This window comes from Fischerella muscicola PCC 7414 (genome assembly GCF_000317205.1).
Lineage (GTDB): Bacteria > Cyanobacteriota > Cyanobacteriia > Cyanobacteriales > Nostocaceae > Fischerella > Fischerella muscicola.
Genome location: NZ_AJLK01000004.1, coordinates 38,558 through 56,751, shown reverse-complemented (window position 1 = coordinate 56,751; position 18,194 = coordinate 38,558). Strand labels below are relative to the sequence as shown.

The 18,194-nt window shown below is 42.2% G+C and carries 15 protein-coding genes; 7 read left to right on the top strand and 8 right to left on the bottom strand.

What is annotated here, in order from left to right:
* Window positions 1-216 precede the first annotated feature (216 nt).
* The 6 genes from UYI_RS0100465 (at window position 217) to UYI_RS0100435 (ending at window position 9,563) form a co-directional block, all read left to right on the top strand.
* Window positions 217-1,926 carry a serine/threonine-protein kinase gene (locus tag UYI_RS0100465; protein WP_016864727.1) on the top strand — a complete coding sequence of 570 codons (1,710 nt, stop codon included), beginning with the start codon at window positions 217-219 and terminating at the stop codon, window positions 1,924-1,926.
* A 227-nt stretch (window positions 1,927-2,153) separates the two neighbouring features.
* Window positions 2,154-4,400: a serine/threonine-protein kinase gene (locus UYI_RS0100455; RefSeq protein WP_016864725.1), complete on the top strand. Its 2,247-nt coding sequence runs from the start codon at window positions 2,154-2,156 to the stop codon at window positions 4,398-4,400.
* A 429-nt stretch (window positions 4,401-4,829) separates the two neighbouring features.
* The gene (speD, locus tag UYI_RS0100450; protein WP_016864724.1) at window positions 4,830-5,279 is read left to right on the top strand and encodes an adenosylmethionine decarboxylase; all 450 of its coding nucleotides are present in this window, start codon (window positions 4,830-4,832) and stop codon (window positions 5,277-5,279) included.
* A 25-nt stretch (window positions 5,280-5,304) separates the two neighbouring features.
* A complete protein-coding gene (locus UYI_RS0100445) occupies window positions 5,305-6,252 on the top strand; it encodes a fused MFS/spermidine synthase (RefSeq protein WP_016864723.1) in 948 nt (315 codons plus the stop codon).
* 1,025 nt (window positions 6,253-7,277) lie between these two features.
* A complete protein-coding gene (locus UYI_RS0100440) occupies window positions 7,278-8,261 on the top strand; it encodes an RNA polymerase sigma factor, RpoD/SigA family (RefSeq protein WP_016864722.1) in 984 nt (327 codons plus the stop codon).
* A gap of 483 nt (window positions 8,262-8,744) precedes the next feature.
* The gene (locus tag UYI_RS0100435; protein WP_016864721.1) at window positions 8,745-9,563 is read left to right on the top strand and encodes a hypothetical protein; all 819 of its coding nucleotides are present in this window, start codon (window positions 8,745-8,747) and stop codon (window positions 9,561-9,563) included.
* 225 nt (window positions 9,564-9,788) lie between these two features.
* Here the strand turns inward: UYI_RS0100435 and srmL are convergent, their stop codons facing one another.
* The 4 genes from srmL to UYI_RS0100410 form a co-directional block, all read right to left on the bottom strand.
* On the bottom strand, window positions 9,789-10,787 hold the full coding sequence (gene srmL, locus UYI_RS0100430; RefSeq protein ID WP_026085661.1) for a PheS-related mystery ligase SrmL: 999 nt from the start codon (window positions 10,785-10,787) through the stop codon (window positions 9,789-9,791).
* Between the two features lie 213 nt (window positions 10,788-11,000).
* A complete protein-coding gene (locus UYI_RS0100425) occupies window positions 11,001-11,264 on the bottom strand; it encodes a hypothetical protein (protein ID WP_016864719.1) in 264 nt (87 codons plus the stop codon).
* A 133-nt stretch (window positions 11,265-11,397) separates the two neighbouring features.
* Window positions 11,398-12,294 carry an ABC transporter permease gene (locus UYI_RS0100420; protein ID WP_016864718.1) on the bottom strand — a complete coding sequence of 299 codons (897 nt, stop codon included), beginning with the start codon at window positions 12,292-12,294 and terminating at the stop codon, window positions 11,398-11,400.
* Between the two features lie 93 nt (window positions 12,295-12,387).
* The gene (locus UYI_RS0100410; protein WP_016864717.1) at window positions 12,388-13,407 is read right to left on the bottom strand and encodes an ABC transporter ATP-binding protein; all 1,020 of its coding nucleotides are present in this window, start codon (window positions 13,405-13,407) and stop codon (window positions 12,388-12,390) included.
* Window positions 13,408-13,688: 281 nt separating this feature from the next.
* On the opposite strand from UYI_RS0100410, the gene cas6 reads away from it, so the two are divergent.
* The gene (gene cas6 / locus UYI_RS0100405; protein ID WP_016864716.1) at window positions 13,689-14,810 is read left to right on the top strand and encodes a CRISPR-associated endoribonuclease Cas6; all 1,122 of its coding nucleotides are present in this window, start codon (window positions 13,689-13,691) and stop codon (window positions 14,808-14,810) included.
* A gap of 235 nt (window positions 14,811-15,045) precedes the next feature.
* On the opposite strand, the gene UYI_RS0100400 is transcribed toward cas6, so the two are convergent.
* From UYI_RS0100400 to UYI_RS0100385, 4 genes are read right to left on the bottom strand one after another with little or no spacing between them, the layout of a single operon-like run.
* The gene (locus tag UYI_RS0100400) at window positions 15,046-15,690 is read right to left on the bottom strand and encodes a hypothetical protein (RefSeq protein WP_016864715.1); all 645 of its coding nucleotides are present in this window, start codon (window positions 15,688-15,690) and stop codon (window positions 15,046-15,048) included.
* Between the two features lie 2 nt (window positions 15,691-15,692).
* A complete protein-coding gene (locus UYI_RS0100395; RefSeq protein ID WP_016864714.1) occupies window positions 15,693-16,715 on the bottom strand; it encodes an RAMP superfamily CRISPR-associated protein in 1,023 nt (340 codons plus the stop codon).
* Complete coding sequence (locus tag UYI_RS0100390) at window positions 16,712-17,233, bottom strand: hypothetical protein (protein ID WP_016864713.1); 522 nt, start codon at window positions 17,231-17,233, stop codon at window positions 16,712-16,714. The genes UYI_RS0100395 and UYI_RS0100390 overlap by 4 nt, the downstream gene beginning before the upstream one ends.
* Window positions 17,230-18,180 (bottom strand): RAMP superfamily CRISPR-associated protein, encoded by a 951-nt coding sequence (locus UYI_RS0100385; protein ID WP_016864712.1) that lies wholly within the window; start codon window positions 18,178-18,180, stop codon window positions 17,230-17,232. The genes UYI_RS0100390 and UYI_RS0100385 overlap by 4 nt, the downstream gene beginning before the upstream one ends.
* Window positions 18,181-18,194: the final 14 nt, after the last annotated feature.

Genomic DNA, 18,194 nt, shown 5'->3' with positions numbered 1-18,194 from the left:
TGGTTGTTGGTTGTTGGTTGTTGGTGGTTAGTAGGTAGAGACGCGAGGAACATTGCGTCTGTAACAATAGCAGTTAGTTGTTAGTTGTTTGTTTTCTCTCTTGTTCCCCGTGTCTTCCTTGTCCCCATTGCCCCTACGAGTTCCCCAGTTCCCTCCGTAATCACGGCTATCCTTGTTGTAGCTAATAATAAAACCCTTTACCAATTCTTCAGCACCATGCAAGTCTATTGCAGTAAACAACACGCCAATAATAGGAGTAACCGTTTTTGTACTCAGTGTGGTGAACCTTTGCCTATTCATCAGGGAGAAATTATTGCTAATCGTTATAAAATTATCAAGTTACTTGGACAAGGGGGTTTTGGACGCACTTATTTGGCGGAGGATAGAAAACAAACTGCTAAAACGTGTGTGCTGAAAGAATTTGCTCCACAAGTAGAAGAAGAACAAGATTTAAAAAAAGCTAAAGAATTATTTGAGCGCGAAGCGAGTGTATTAAAAAAACTCCAGCATTCGCAAATTCCCCGCTTTCACGCTTCATTACAAGCCAAAATCGGCAATCATGATTTTTTCTTTTTGGTGCAAGATTATGTGGAGGGTGAAAATTACTTAGACTTGCTAGAAGAACGTCTTGCCAAAGGACAATGTTTTAACGAAGAGGAAGTAATCACACTCCTACAACAAATTTTACCTGTGCTGTCCTATATTCACTCACAAAATGTAGTTCATCGTGATATTTCTCCCGATAATTTGATTTGCCGACGTTCTGATCAACTGCCAGTATTAATTGATTTTGGTGGTGTCAAACAATTACCAGCGTCTCAAGGTTTTTGGTTTACCCAAATGGGTGGTATCCGCACAATTTTAGGTAAAAAAGGATATGCACCAGAAGAACAGCTACGGCAGGGAAAAGCTTTTCCTAGCAGCGATTTGTACTCATTAGCAGTAACAGCACTAGTATTACTGACGGGAAAAGAACCACAAAAACTTTATGACAGCTATCAGGGTAATTGGTACTGGGGAAAGGAAATCAAAGTCAGTGCCAAGCTAGAAGCTGTGTTAAAAAAAATGCTGGCTTATAAACCAAGCGATCGCTATCAAAACGCCAATCAAGCCCTACAAGATTTGAAATCGCCCGTCCCTATCCCAGCTGCCAATCCCCACATCACCAAACTCAAAACAATAGTGGTTGCACCAGGGCGAAAAGGTGTCAAAGCGCTAGCTACGAGATTCCACAACAAAACCCAAGCGATCGCCCAAAGCCTGCCTATGCCCGTTTGGCTGCGTCCTTTCGCCATGAGTATGATCGGCACAACTGTAGTTGCTTTGACTTTTGTCGGTTCTTGGGCGCTAGTCAGTGCTGTCATTCAAGGCGTATCATCAATTACTATTCCTACGATTACTCTCCCTAAATTACCTGATGGTTCCGATTCTCCTACTAAACCAGTGGGGGACTCTAGTAACAAAGAAGGAACCCGCATCAGCCAAATTTTAGATCGCCGTACCCAACTACAAATTCCCGAAGGGTTTTTTATTCAAACAGTCGATCAAATTTTTTATACTAACAATCCAGAGCTTGTAGGACGTTCCCTCACCTCTGACTCCAAAGATGAAGCTTTGCGTCAAGAGTGGTACTCTACAGCAGAGGATCTATTAAAAAAAATAGAACAAGCTAAACTTAGTACCAACGCCCGTCGTCAATTAGGAAGCTATAGCCGACGAAATTTACGAACTTGGCAGCAGCAGGCCCAAGCCGGAGAGTTCGGAGACTATACAATCGAACAACTCCAGACAGAAACAAATCGAAAATTTGACCTATTATTTCCGGGACAACGCCGTAGAAATGCGAAACTGGATGAGAATACATTTGGTCAGATATGGTACGCGATCGCAGCCGATCAAGTAAGTAAACTAGAATCTACAAATTAGTTCTTTGTTGGTGGTTGGTTGTTGGTTGGAAAACCCCAAACAACTAACAACTAACAACTGACAACACAAAAGTTCTTTGTTGGTGGTTGGTTGTTGGTTGGAAAACCCCAAACAACTAACAACTAACAACTGACAACACAAAAGTTCTTTGTTGGTGGTTGGTTGTTGGTTGGAAAACCCCAAACAACTAACAACTAACAACTGACAACAAAAAATGACAAATGACCATGAACGTTTATTGCTCCAAAGGACATGAAAATCCGCCTGGTTGCCGCTTTTGTTTACATTGCGGCGAAAAGTTGGATGCTGCTATTGGGGGTATCCAACCGGGACAAACTTTGGGCGATCGCTATTTAATTGTGCGTCAACTTGGTCAAGGAGGGTTTGGACGTACTTATTTAGCTGAAGATATTAACCGCTTCCGAGAACTCTGTGTTTTAAAAGAATTTTCTCCCCAAGTCCAAACTGCCTACGTTTTAAAAAAAGCAGAAGAACTGTTTCAAAGAGAAGCTACTGTTCTCTACAAGCTGCAACATCCTCAAATTCCGCGTTTTCGCGAACTGTTTCGCAGTAATTTTGACGGTAAAGAGTACTTATTTTTAGTGCAGGACTATGTAGAAGGACAAACCTATCGTTCGCTACTAGATGAACGCCTCAAAAAAGGTTTACGCTTCACAGAATCAGAAGTCATTCAACTATTGCTACAAATTTTACCAGTATTAGAGTATATCCACTCACTAGGAGTCATTCACCGCGATATCTCTCCAGACAACTTGATGCTTCGCAAACCCACCCAAACCCTCCCTTACCAAGCGGGAACTCAGGGGGGGTTAAATCCTTACTCAGGCGGAACTGAGGAGGGATTACCAGTCCTGATAGATTTTGGCGGTGTCAAACAAGTAGCAGCAGTTGTTGTCTCCCAATATTACCAACCAAACGCGGGTGCTGTGACACCACCAGCTACCTTACTCGGGAAATTTGGATATGCTCCCCCAGAACAGATGCAAACAGGGTTGGTTGAACCTCATAGCGACCTCTATGCTTTAGCAGCAACAGCATTGGTGTTGTTGACAGGTAAACAACCATCAGAACTAATTGATGACTACACCCTTGCTTGGCAGTGGCGACGAGAAATTAACCTTAGTCCCACTTTGGGAGCAGTGTTAGATAAAATGCTCTCCCCAGTTCCCCAACAACGCTATCAAAGTGCCCGCGAAGTCCTACAAGCCCTCAATCCTTCCCCAGCCCCCGTCCCCAATCCACCCACCACCGCAACCCTCGCCGTTGCCCCCTCCTCCCCCCACTCCCCCACTTCCCCTACTCCACCCTACGGGAAGCCGCTTGCGCGTCTACACACTCTCCCCACCTCCCCACCTCCCCATCCCCCCACCTCCCCATCTCCCACCTGGTGGACACCCGAGAAAATCATCTTGGTATTTTTATTACTAACAACATCTGCTGTTGTCGCCGTGTGGGGAGCAAACACTTTGCTTTCATCGCGTTTTGATGATGGTTCAGACGGTTCTACATCACAGCCAACACCAACATTCAGCCCCACCCAGCAACCCCTTGCTCCCCTCGCCAAATATTCACCAGAAGAACGGGCGCGCAAAGAAAGATTACGCGATCGCCGTCAGCGTTTAGGTATTGATGAAAACTTTTATTTGAGCTTGGTAAATCAAGTATTTTGGGAGAACAACCCTAGTTTGGAACGACGTAGCCTCACAGACGAAGCAGCAGATGCACAATTACGGGCGCAGTGGGACAAAACAGCTGAACAGTTATTGCAAAAACTAACTGTGTTGAGTTCAGAAAGCAGACAAAAACTAGGCACTTACGGAGGAGGCGATCGCGATCGCTGGAAAGTCGAAGTTAACAAACTCAATGTATCTAGCCGTGCTTTATATGATTTAGGAGATGCAGCATTCTTCCAGCAATTTCCAGAACAAGAACGCAAGAATTTTATCGATCAGCCCATCGGACAAGTTTGGCACGCTTTTGTTGCTGATAAACTCAGCGCTATTCTGGCTAGAAGTGCTTTCCAAAAGATTAATTTTGATCCTAATACGACTACCAAAACCGTTAGCGGCAACCTTAAAAGTTCAGCAGGCAAAGTTTTCATCGCCGACCTGCGCCAGAATCAGTTAATGGAAGTGAACTTAGCAGCAAATCCGCAAATTCTGTGGTCAATTTATTCGCCCACCGGGAAGTATCTGTTTTTGGAAGATTCTAAAAAGCGATCGTGGTCTGGGGAACTGCCAGAAAGCGGATTTTACGAGTTTGTTGTTGTGTCACGCACTTCCCAGCCCCTTTCATATCAACTAACTTTAAATGTAGAAAATCCTACTCCCACCCCATCACCTACACCAACCGATACCCCCACACCTGACGAGACACCCCCACCTACACCAACCGATACCCCTACACCTGACGAGACACCCCCACCTACACCAGAACCAACTTCTACACCATAATTTTGTTGGTTGTTAGTGGTTAATGGTTAGTTGTCAATTGTCAATGGTCAATTGTCATTGGTAAGAGGGAACTCTTAACAGTGAACAGGGAATAGGAAATAGATAATTTCTCCCTTGTCTGGTTTGTCTGGTTTGTTTCCCCACACTCCCAGACGCTTCAAACAGCGCGTCTCTACATTACTCCCCACACTCCTCCTACTCTCCCTTGTCTTCCTTTTCCCCCAAGTCGTCCCCCGTGTCTCCATGTCTCTAATCCCAATCTCTCATCCTGCCGCAGTCTTAAAAATTTCTGCATTTATTTCTATCGTTTATGTAATAATTGTAAGTCTGTGCATAAAAGCATAAGAATCTCTAGTCTTGCAGCGATTTTAAATTCCAAGAAATAGTTAAATAATCTTGGAGGTTGATTTCTCGTTAGTTGTTGTAAAGGTGGAAGAATTGGAAAAGCAATCTTACCCCCCCGAGGAATTATCTTCGGTTCCTGTTGGCAGACACTGCATTCTCGAACTTTACGGCTGTCCAATGGGTTTACTCAATGATATCGGGTTCATTAGAGAGGCTTTGCAAGCAGCTGCTAAGACAGCAAAGTCTACTCTGCTCAAAGAGGTATCATACCAGTTTGAACCCTACGGAGTAACCGCATTGGCACTTTTAGCCGAATCTCACATATCGATTCATACTTGGCCAGAAAACGGCTACATAGCAGTAGATGTGTTTACTTGTGGTCAACATACAAAACCGGAGAAGGCTTGCGAATACCTTATAGAGGCTTTTCAAGCCACTAGGCATGTACTCATGACACTTCCTCGTGGTAGGTTTTCACCGACTATTCAACCAACAATTAAAGAGTTGGAACAGACCCTACTGGTGAATACATGATATTGGAAGTAGAGAGAATAATCTTATGCCAGGTAGCGAAGTAGGTGCAGATTTTTGGGTAAACGAGTACATAACTCCTTGGGATATCTATGCTCATGGAGTAACGGCGGTACTTGCTTACCAGAAAACTGAATATCAAGAGATGTACATTGTGGAAACAGGAACCTACGGCAAAGCCCTAGTCCTAGACGGCAAGTGGCAATCTTGTACTGGGGATGAGTTTTTATACCATGAGCCCTTGGTTCACCCTGCGATGATTTTTCATGGCGCACCACGTAAGGTACTAATTCTTGGTGGCGGCGAGGGAGCTACAGCTAGGGAAGTTCTGCGATGGCAAACTGTAGACAAAGTCGTGATGATTGACATTGATGGCGAAGTGGTGGAAGCTTGCAAGCAACACCTAAGCGAAATGCATCAAAACGCCTTTGATGACCCACGTCTACATGTGGTAATTGCGGATGCCCTTGACTTTTTGGATACCACTGATGAGAAATGGGATGTAATCATCTCTGATCTTAGTGATCCGATTGAGTCAGGGCCATCATTTCAACTGTTCACCAAAGAATACTTTGAAAAAGCCAGTCGCGTATTATCACCGAATGGGTTTTTTGTAGTTCAAGCAGGCCCGGTATCACCAGGGGAATTAAATCTCCATGCGAGGTTGGCCAAAACCTTGAATGCGGTTTTTCCCAACGTGCAGTCTTATAGTAGCCACACCTGTACCTATGGCAGACCCTGGGGTTTTATCTTGGCTTCCCAGCTAGAGATCAATACCCGACCTGACCCAGAAAAGGTAGATTTGCTGTTGCAGGCAAAAACTAGTGGTGGGTTCCGCATGTTTGATGGAATCGCGCTTTTGGGTATGCTGCATTTGCCACTGCATCTGCGAAAAGCGATCGCTACAGAAACTCAAGTCTATACTCTGGCTGAACCTCCCAAATTTTTTGGTCAAGGTCAGTTACAGGGAGTATGAGATAGGGGTTATGGGTTTAGGGGTGTAGGAAGATTTGTATTGTCATGTTTGGTTGTGAGATTTTCTCATGAATAGCTGACTTGAAAGTATACTTCACCCCGTCTATCCCGTCCTATCAGACACCCCTTTCCGAACCTGCGGAGAGGGGCTGTTTTTGTGAGGTTTTTTCATGCTTGGTGGTGAAATTCAAAATACGTTTTCTTGGAACTTAATGATGATTTATAATAATATTATTTCGTATAGAAGCCTCCCTCGTCATATGGGATATAGAGGGTTGTGCTATGAGAGCGGGAAGATTTGAGTAAAATACAGCTTCAACAATATAAAGTCCTCCAGAGCTTTTGGTCTAATGGTGCTATTCCTTAGGGAAGTTGAATTCAAGCTGAGTTGTTAACAGAAAATAAATGCGTTACCAGGAAAAATATTGAAGATAAATGTCAGTTCCAGTTAAGTATAAATGCTTATGGTGATAGAGAAATTTTTTTGGATGTAGAGTCTTAATACAGCCAAAAATTTACGTTTCGTAACATCCCCCAATATTACACCCAACTTAGTTCGGTTATCCGGCTACCAACGGCAACACCAATAAGGGTTTTTAGCGTCACTATATATGTAGTAACTATTGCAAAGGAATTTCAGCTATTTTTTTGGCAAAAATACCATATTAGATTATAATGGAAAGATTTATCTAGACCTATTTACTCTCGAGTAAATTTGTTGTAATATTAAATAAATAGAACTCATACTGACTTCGTATTGATAGTGTCGTCACCAACGACTTAAGGAAAAGAAGAATTGTTGAAGATAGCGAAAGTGTATTTGTAGGGGTCTGAAAATCTAGGGATAGTAGGGGAACCCATTTAAGGGGCTAACCGTCTTGACAGGTTCTATCAAGCCCAAAAACTCAACCCTTTGTAGTAGTTTCCCAAGCCCTGCTAATGTCCGCTGATATATGCACAATCTTTTCTAATTAGCCATAACTATCTAAGTATTCTTTTGTGTTTGGAGTAGAGGAAAACGCACCAATGCCCACAGTTAACACTGAACTAGAAAACACCAATGCCAAATTCACGGCTGATATGGTGCGAACCTATTTGCGCGAAATTGGTCGTGTGCCACTGCTAACCCGTGAGCAAGAAATTGTTTATGGGAAGCAGGTACAGCAGATGATGACACTGCTGGATGCTAAGGAAGCTTTGGTGAAGAAACTGCGCCGCGAACCTAGCCTGGAAGAGTGGGCTGCTCACGTGAAAAAATCTGAGTCGGAAGTGAAGCAGACTGTGCAGCAAGGTAAGCGGGCAAAGCAGAAAATGATAGAAGCGAACTTACGCTTGGTTGTTGCTATTGCCAAAAAGTACCAGAAACGCAACATGGAGTTTCTGGATTTGATTCAAGAAGGAACACTAGGATTAGAACGTGGTGTAGAGAAATTTGACCCGACACGAGGTTATAAGTTCTCGACCTATGCCTACTGGTGGATTCGTCAAGCAATCACCCGTGCGATCGCTCAACAAGGCCGTACTATTCGCTTACCCATTCATATCACCGAAAAGCTGAACAAAATCAAAAAAGTGCAGCGAGAACTCGCTCAAAAATTGGGGCGATCGCCATCTCCCGCGGAAATTGCCAAAGAATTGGAATTAGAACCCGCCCAAATTCGCGAGTATCTAAACATGGCACGCCAACCAGTTTCTTTGGATGTGAAAGTAGGTGATAACCAAGATACAGAACTGCAAGAAATGCTGGAAGATGAAGGCCAGTCACCAGAGTATTACATGACTCAAGAATTCTTGCGCCAAGACTTGAATAACCTGCTTTCAGAACTCACCCCCCAACAGCGAGAAGTTTTAGCTTTACGCTTTGGTTTGGAAGATGGCAATGAAATGTCCTTGGCTAAAGTAGGTGAACGCTTAAATCTTAGTCGTGAGCGCGTCCGCCAATTGGAGCATCAAGCTCTGGCGCATTTGCGTCGTCGCCGCGCCAATGTGAAAGAGTACATTGCTAGCTAAATGGTTAGCTTAGCGCTCAAGGGCGACGCGCCTCCTGAGTTCAGGAGGCGATTTTTTTTCAGTTATCCGCGATTCAGTTATCAGTAAACATACAAATTTCAAAACTGATAACTGGTAACTGATAACTGTTCACTGTCATAATCCGGAATCGAGAGATTAACTTTTGTAGTTGCAGATAGATGTACAAAAGCGAGGTATTCTCCCAAAAAAAGCGCCACTTATTTTAAAAGTTACAAAGTTTTTGAATAATTTGAATTTTTCCTGACAATCATCCTATTGAGTTATTCAATTAGGGGAAACTGTAATAGCTCAAGCAATGGTAGTCTAAGGTTACGTTCAAAATTAAATAAAAAATTTCTTTGCTTCCAGAGTTTTTTCCCCGACAATATAAATCGACCTTTTGATGGAGTCTTGCTCCTTTAATGTTTAGTTAAATGTTAGGCAAAAGTTAAAAAAAGTATTTTTTGTTACAGGAGAAATAAGGTGCTTAACCACATAAACAAATTCCTTCCGCCTCGTCAGTATAGATTTCCATTAGTTGCATTACTACTGATTGTAGGTGTTGTTGGCGAGAGGGCTAAACCTGTGTTAAGTAACCAACTTGCTAGACTACATGCGCCTACCAGCCAGGAATTTAGTACTCAAACAACCACTTATACTTGGTTAGAGGGTGCTTCTTCTGTTAACTCAACTGCTACCAATAAAGAAATGCGTCTACGCAGAGCGCTCACAGCATCAAGCTCTACAACCAAAAAATCTAGTTTAGATAAAATAGCATCTACACAATTACTAGAGAATCCAGCACAAAATTACACTTGGTTACAGGGAAATAATCGCCTTAGCTCAGAACCACCAGCATCCTTAGGAAATAAATTAGCCTTACAGGAAAGCGTACCTAAAGCATCCATAAAAACAACAGAAGTGGCATCAAAATCGAAATTTCCCAAACAAGATGGTATTTACCTTTATGGACAGTCACCAAAACCAGGGCAGTTAGGACAAGGTTATATCGTATTTGAGAAGCGCCAGAATAAAATAATTGGTGCTTTGTATATGCCGAGTTCTGAATATAGTTGCTTCAATGGTACAGTCAATTCCTCAGGGGAGTTGGCGATGACTGTTAGGGGTTATGCTGGTGAAATTAGTCCATCGGAAATAGCTACAATCAATGGTTTACCTAGAACTAGTGACGATGAACCTGATATTTATGGGCATTCAGTAGAATTACAAGATTACTATCGATTAAAGTCTATCAGTAGTAGCGATCGCCAAATTTTAAAGATGTGTAAAACTAATCAATAAAGCTATGGTCGTTGCATGTTTGTGAGATATTTTAGAAATATTTAGATGTTAAAATTTGTTTTTTAAGCTTGTGATTTTCGCTATCCCATGATTATGCAATACCCCTGTTAGTAGTGTATTTATTTTAGATATTAACTAGAACAATTAACTATTTATTGATAGAGAACTCTTAACAGGGGACAGGGAAGAGGTATTCTTATCCTTGGTTGTGAGATTTTCTCAACTCTAAGAACCTTGGTGAATCTTTTGGTAAACCAAATCTCGTAGGATATTAGCTTTTTGATTCGTAACTGAACTGTGCAAACTCCGCAGAGTCATCCGCACCAAAAGATTTTTTTGATGGGGTTGGATACCCAAGCGTTGAATTGCTTGTGGGGGAAGTTGGTGATAGTGAGTTTGACTCAATATATCCACTGATTCCAAAAGTTCAGCGTCATTGCTTAAAGTCTCTATTATTTGTTCGCAGATATCTTCTAATTCCGTATCTATCGCGGTGACAATTGACATATCGCGGCTGATACTGGGTTGATTGGAGACTTGGCGGTAAGGTTCTAAATTTATCATTTGGGCTGCAATACGGGGGTGGGTACTCCGTAATAAGCGAATGTCATCTATTCCCTTTACCAGCATTGCTAAACGATCTAGTCCCCATCCTGATGCTAAACCGCTAGAATGCGATCGCAACAAATCAGGATGAACTTCCCCACATTCTCCTACTTCAATCCATTTGCCATCAACTAATACTTCAATTTCTAACCCGTTGCGGGTGTAGGGATGTGAGGTTTGGTTAAGGCGGTAGGATACCCCTGGAAGCACAGCATAGAGAATAGTTTCAATGAATTGGACTTTAGAGACGCGATTACCAATTAACCACACGTCCATTTGATGAGGTTCACCCACATGGCTTTTATCCACCACATCCCGGCGATAGCAGATACCGGGGTGGAGGATGAGTTGTTCTCCCTGGAGATGGGAAACTAACTCTGGCATAATTGCGGTGGTGTGAGTTCTGAGTAATCTACCGTCGTCCAGATAGCGGGTGTATTTTGGAGAACGGGACAAACTATCTGAAGGGAAATAAAGTTTGTCGAAATTGTCAGCGACTGTGGTGATGGGCGAAGAACGCCAAATAGTTGGTTCTGGATATCCAGACTTGTCCAAAGCCTCGGCGATTTTGTAGACGATAAGATTAATGACGTGAATGCCATTTGCCGGGTTCGTCAAGTCCGGCTTTAGAAGTCCCGGTGGTTCATTTTTAGCCTCTCTAGTTCAACTTTGTAATACGAGTGTAGCATCAATCAAAGGATAATGGCATCACTCAAGTGGGTGAAACAAGAGATGAAATGCATATGGAAATCCCTATCTGTGTACATCGCCTTGCACGGTGTTCGATTAAAAAAATAATTTTTTCATTGCTTTAATCCACATATAAAGTTTTTACTTATCTTCACTTGCAGGAGAAATCATCGAACCAGTAGCTTCACCTTGAGAACCTAACTGGACTTGTTCCACTGATGCTTCCATGCTGGCATCAGTGACATCACTAAAATATGTACCAAACAATTTGTCATAATTGGACGCAACTGCTAAAAATGCTCCACCCAAAATATAAATGGGTAGAGGTAATTGCAATTCTTGCACCCAGTCAAATAATTGTGCTAAGGCAAACAACACAACAAAACAAGCTAACCAAACTCTCATCTTCACTATCCACCGAGTTCAAATTTGTCTACCCATTTTAACGAAAGAGGCAGGAGGTAGTGCTTTGACTAGGAAAAATTTAAAGGGAAGAGGTAAACTTTTGACCCCTTTCCCTTTACCCCTTTACCTTTGTTTAAGAAAGAGTCCGCCGCAGTCGGGGTTGAATAATTAACAAAGCGACGAGAGCAAAACCCAGTAACACAGCTAAGGCGCTACCAAAGGTAACGTCACCCCAAAAGGCGTGCATCACCACGCTACTTAAGCCCCAATCTTGATGGGTGTAAAGATAGCGAATCGGTTCAATGGCGTAGCTAAGGGGATTGAGGGTAGCTACAACCTGCAACCACTGGGGCATAAACGATAATGGAGCTAAAGCAGTGCTGGCAAATAATAGGGGTAGATTCGTAACAAAAATTACTGCTATTAGTTCAATATGTCCAGGTAGGGCAAAAGCCAAGCCTAAGCTAAGGGCAGTTACACCCAAAGCTAGGAGAAAGACAATTAAAGCAATAGTCGCCAAACCAGCTATATCTGGCACTCCTGCACCTAGAAATCCTGCGGCTGCCACAATCACGGCTGCTTGCAGCAAACTTTGGCTGATGATAAAGATGGCGGAAGCCAATACAATTGAATATCGTGATGCGAGAGGAGCGACTAACAATCGATTCAAAAAGCCGAATTCACGGTCAAACATGACTGGTAAACCAGCATTTAACGCTCCACCAAAGGCAGTAAAAACAATAATACCAGCACTGAGAAATTGGGCGTAATTTGTTGTACTACCAAAAATACCTTTGGGTGCGTTTTGAAATAAAGCGCCAAATAGCACTAACCACATTACAGGTTGAATAATACCTGCAAGTAAGGTGGAAGGACGGCGTTGCAATTGAATAAACAAGCGGCGTGTCAAAGCCAAGGTTTCTTGAACTAGCTCACCAACAAAATTAGGAGCTGTATCAGCGTAAACTTGTGGTGCAGCCACTTGCTGCCAGTTAATTTCTGATTTGGGAGGTATAACAGTACCACTCATATCTATTTTGGTTGTTGGTTAGTGGTTGGTTGTTGGTTGGTGGTTGGTAGTTGTGGTTGTTCCAAACAACAAACAACTAACAACAATCAACACTTATCTCATATTTTGCTTTTTCTCTGCTTTGGGATCACGGTTTCCCAAGGCTGCTAGTTCCGCATCCATAAGGGTGCGTCCTGTGGCAGTGAGGTAAACGTCGTCTAAACTAGGACGAGATTGGGCAATCCCAAATACAGGTAATCCGGCATGATTTAGCGCTTGTTGGATGGTTATCAAAGCATCATTTTGTGGTGTTACCACTAAGTTTAGAGAATTTCCTTGAGCGCTGTTGATGATCACTTCCTGCACAAATGGCAGAGGTGTGAGTAAGTTTTTGGCTTTTTCTGCTTCTTCTGTGGGTGTAAACTCGCGGATACGCAGGGTGATGCGATCGCCTCCCACTTTATCTTTGAGTTGGGAGGGTGTACCATTGGCTATGACTACACCCCGGTCAATTATTGCCACGCGATCAGCTAAAGCGTCAATCTCTTCTAAGTAATGGCTGGTAATCACTACAGTAGTTCCGGCTTCGCGCAATTTACGCAGAAATTCCCAGACAATAAAACGGCTTTCTATGTCCAACCCCACTGTTGGCTCATCTAAAACTAGGACATCTGGTGCGTGTAATAATCCGGCTGCCAAGTCTAGGCGTTTGCGTAAACCACCAGAGTATGTGCCAGTCTTTTGATCTGCGTATTCTTGCAAACCGAGTAAATTTAGCACCACCTCAACGCGCTGTTTTGCCACCGCCGCGTTTAAGTGATAGAGTGCTGCTTGCAGTTGCAGAAGTTCGCGTCCAGTTAATATCTTATCTATAGCTACTTCCTGAGCTACATAACCAAGTCTTTTTCTAGCCGCTCTCGGATTATCTATCACGGAAATGCCAGATACTTCGATTTTACCAGCATCTGGTGTAGTGAGAGTACACAAAGCGCGTAGAGTAGTAGTTTTGCCGGCTCCGTTGGGGCCAAGTAAACCAAAAATTTCTCCTGGTTCTACCTGAAAGGAAACATCCTTGACGGCTTCAACCGAACCGTAGCGCTTTTTAAGGTTTTCAATTAAAACGGCGGGAGCCATGACAGGTAATCCCTAATAACTATACAAATCTCAACAGTGTCTACTCTTATTTTAAGAGTTAGGAGTTAAGACTAATGATTAGAAAAATATTTAACTTTCATTATGTGGTTTTTATACTAGGGTGATTGCAAGTCATCTGTCTTGGGACAGATGAATTTATGCTGCTACCTTTAGTGTGTAAAAATTTTATCTGCTCAAACTTCAAAAGCGATCGCTCTGTTAAAATTACCTTTTGTTCCCCTGATGGGGAATCAAAAACTAATTATTCTAAATTTTAAACAATGCCTCGAAGTAACCCAAGCATAATTAATAACTACGAATCTCACCTCAACTGGTCAGCGAACACGGAACTAGTGGGATTAGTATTTGAATTAGCCCCCAAAGCAGATGTTTCCATCTATCCCCAATACACCATTGGACTGCACGCTTGGTTTCTGGATCAAGTGCGTGCTGTAGATCCAGAACTTTCTGCTTATCTCCATGATGGCGAGTCAGAAAAACCTTTTACAATCTCTGCATTAGATGGAAAATTGGTCAGCAGTGGTAAACAGTTGCACCTTTTTGCTAGCAATACTTACCATTGGTATGTGACAGCATTATCAAAGCGGCTAGTAACATGGCTGGCGCAATGGCTGAAAAACCCGCCCACAGAAGTAAATTTACGGAATGCACCCCTACAAATTAAATCGTGTCAAATTACTCATGCCGTCACATATGCTGAGTTACTCAACTCTGACCATGAAGACACAATAGCACTACAATTTTTAAGTCCAACAAGTTTCCGTCGCAAAGGTCATCACCTACCCTTACCAATGCCTACCAATGTCTTCCACAGTTATCTACGTCGTTGGAATGACTTTTCTGGTATGCCTGTTGACCAAGAAACATTTTTGGCTTGGGTGGATGATCATGTGTTAATTACTCGTCACCTACTGACATCCGCAAAAGTACTAGCAGGAAAGAAAGGTGCTGTTACAGGGTTTACAGGCGCGGTAGAATTTGGTTTAAGTAAAGAAGCAGCTAAGCAACCGGAGTTTTATAAGTTATTTTATGCTTTAGGGAAGCTTGCACCTTACTGTGGTACTGGTCACAAGACTACCTTTGGATTGGGGCAAACACGCTTAGGTTGGTCATTACAAGCAACGCCAGAAGTGCCAAATGTAGAAAGTTTTTTGGCAAAAAGAATTGAAGATTTAACAGATATTTTTAAGGCGCAACGCAAGCGGACAGGAGGAGTGCGGGCGGAAGAGATAGCAGCTAAATGGGCTACTATTTTGGCGCGTCGGGAAATGGGAGAATCTTTGCAAGTTATAGCCCAGGATATGGGGATACCTTATGAAACGGTGAAGACTTATGCAAAGTTAGCACGGCGGGCTTTGGTGAACAATTCTGATTCTGTTTGAGGGTTGAAGTTGAAACGCAAAGGGGCGCAGAGAAAAGCGCACCAGGTAGCAGAGTTTAAGTTGTGGTTGGGTTAAAGGCGATCGCTTTGTTCTAGTTGTGTGGGAATATTGGCTAATCTTTTGATTATTCTTCACTTTGAATTCAGGTTTATATGATAACGAACACAGATGAACACAGATGCACACAGATGATTTATCGGTGTGTATCTGTGTGCATCTGTGTTCGATTTTTTTATTAATCAACACACTTAACGCTTTTAATACTTCCGTCTTCTTTGAGAGATACAATCTTTACCTTCACTGTTTGTCCTTCCTGGAGAACACCGGCTTTCTTCGGTTCTCTCTCGGTTAGCTTTATTGTTCCCAGTATCTCGTAAGTCACCTTGTTACCACTGATTTTGGTAACTTTTGCCTCTAATATTTGCTCAACTTGGAAGTCTTGCGACTTCATTACTTTGGCTATTTCTACTTGACGCGCTGACTCTACAGGAGATGGGGTAGAAATGGCAATTTCTCCTATTGGTACACCTGCATCTTTGTAGTAACGCATCAGGCGAGATACCCAACCTAAAATTTGCAGGATTTTTTGAGCATCGGTGATGGTTTTAAGGTAATCACTACAAGTTTTCTCGATACTGCGGTAATAATCTATGGTTCGGTTGCTGTGACTGATTTGTTTACCGTTACTCACTAAGGTTTTGAGATATTTGAAAAATCTGGAAGTTGCATCTGGTTCTTTGACTATAGTGCGTAAATAGGCGATCGCTTTTCCCAATTCGTTGACATCTGTATCTGCTTTGACTAAAGTTTGAGCGATCGCATGGGCAATATCCCATTCTGCATCTGTCAAAGATTCTGAATCAAATTCAACTAAAGTCATAATTAGTACATTCCTGCTGGTGGTTCACGGTCGGTAGGGTAGCGCAGTATGGTTGTAAGTTCTTCTAGTTGCGGTTTCTGAATCAGGCGTGAGTGGGCAATTTTGATATTTTGTTGTATAAATTTTTGTAGTTTTTCTCCTGTTAATTCATCAGATTCACTTAGCTGATATGATGAATAGCGTTGCTTGAGGTTTTGCGGTTGTTCGATTTTTTCCACACTCACCGTCATTGTCCCCATACCGATAGGTTTACCACCTCCCACTTTCAAGGCAATGGGATATTTGGGGTCTTGTCCTAAGATAATTAATAAAGTTCCTAACTCTTCTGGTAGTAAATTCTTAAAATGCAACTGAGTTGTGAAAGTGTACTCTCTTGCGGCTTGCTGTACGGGGATACCAGCATTTTGCCCTTTATCTATAGCCCTGATTGTATGGTAGTAAAATTTGCGACCTGCTACTAGACCACGAACAAAGTATGCGCTGCGTTGTTCGGGACGGGGACGATACAGCGAAGGCATAAAGCCAGCAGTAAATCCGATTTTCTCACATTTGGCATCGTTGAAATCTAGTAAACCCTGCCAATCTAACGCGCCGAATACCCGACTGGCGGGACAAAGTTGTTCTTTGTTACGGCAAGGTAGTCTTTCGGGGGGAATTTGGGATTTATACTTAGAAGTGATTACTGCTAAAGTGCTGTTGGTAATTGCTTCGTATGCAGACCGGATGCAGCCTTTGAGGGAGGTACCGCCAATTGAAAGCTTTTGGTCAACACCTTGGATCATGGTTTTAATCAAGGAAATGCGGTTGTTACCGATGTCGCTACCCATGACAACTACCCCGGTGGAGACGTGGAGAGATGTCTGCACTTTCAGCTTCAGATATAAAGTGCCATGTAGGCGATCGCTAAAATATTTATGATGTCCCACAGGACATTGTAACTTGGGACGTTCTTTAGGAAAAGAGACGAATTGATAAGGTTTTGGTGCTAGTTCAGGGTTAGGACGTTGTGGACGATTTGTTGTCATAATTGCGGTAGTTCTACAGTCAAAGCTACAAATTGCACAGTTGAAGTTCGATCATCAATAAAATAACGTTGAGCTAATTTTGGTTTTTTGTTTTTTTCTTCGTGCAGTCGAGTATCTAAATCTTTTGGGAAAATAAGCTTTTTAGGAAAACGAGTTTCATCAGGTCGATACCCATAAGCGGGATAAGCATAGGAGGGAAATTTTTTGATATTACTTGGTTCTATGCGCCAATTTTTCCCGACTAACTCAAAGCTATGATGAATGTCATTAATAGTTAATAACAGTATTTCATAAGTATTTTTTTGTTTGTATTTCCACCGCAGTTCACACTCATGATTGAACATTTGTCCTTCTAGCATGGGAAAGTCTGTTTCTGTTGGTGGTTCTTCTAAAATGCCACTGACTTTGTGAGTCCAACGCAAAAAATAATAGCTAGGTTCAATTATGAAGTTTGGTATTAAATCTAGTAATTCCAAGACTGATAAAGGATTTTTTTTATAACCAACAAAAGGTTTCATTTCGTCTGTACCAATAAATTACTCCAAGACCTTACAGAACGCTCAAATAAATCTTGAACTCTTCCTTCTTGCCAAATGAGCTGGACACCAAAACCTAAATCCATTTCTTGGGCTGCGATGGGTGTATCTTGATGGTCTACTGTAGGGAAAGCATATAATTTTGCTTCATCTGGTTCTAAAAACTCTCCTACACCTAAAAGGTAAGTATTAGCCCATTTTTTTTGACTACCAATAGCACAAATTTGTTGTTTATCTTCCGATAAAATACAGCCAGGATATTGCACAACGGCTTGATTTAACTTCACCTCTACTGTACCCAAACCACGAGATTTAGCAAAACCTAAGCCAAACCAACGATCATTTAAATCTCGCAATACTAAACCAATTAAACCTAACTGTGCCAAGGTAAAATTCTTTAAATGAATTTTGGTACGGAATTCACCAGCAGTGCAAACTTGATAGTTGAAAGGGCCGACTGCAACAGAACCAAATATTCGGTCGATTGCTACTCCATTACGTTCTTCTATTTTCAATGGTTGGGATTGATCAGGATAAGCATCTTCTATTCTGATACGGCTAGCGATAGAAGTATTGCCAAACATTTGGTCTGTAAAAGAGGAAAGTTTGTAAATCTCACTAGACGATTTATTTTGGAGATAATCGTATTTATCATTTAATGGGTCATTTGCCCAAAGTATATCTAAATTATTAGAATCGCGTCTATCTCTACCTACCGTCCTAACAATTCGTTCTGCATGGGCGCGAATAGCACCTTTTAAACTGCTTCCTGGCAAATATATAGAACGTCCTCCAGCATGATATGTTTCCACAAACTCCATATCAGGCTTGGTTGGATCAGCACCTTCTTTGCCCGATTTAATCAGAATCGGACCATCGGGAATGAGAGTGATATCAATTGTGCAGTGATTAACGAATCTTTTATGCATGATTGTATTGAATT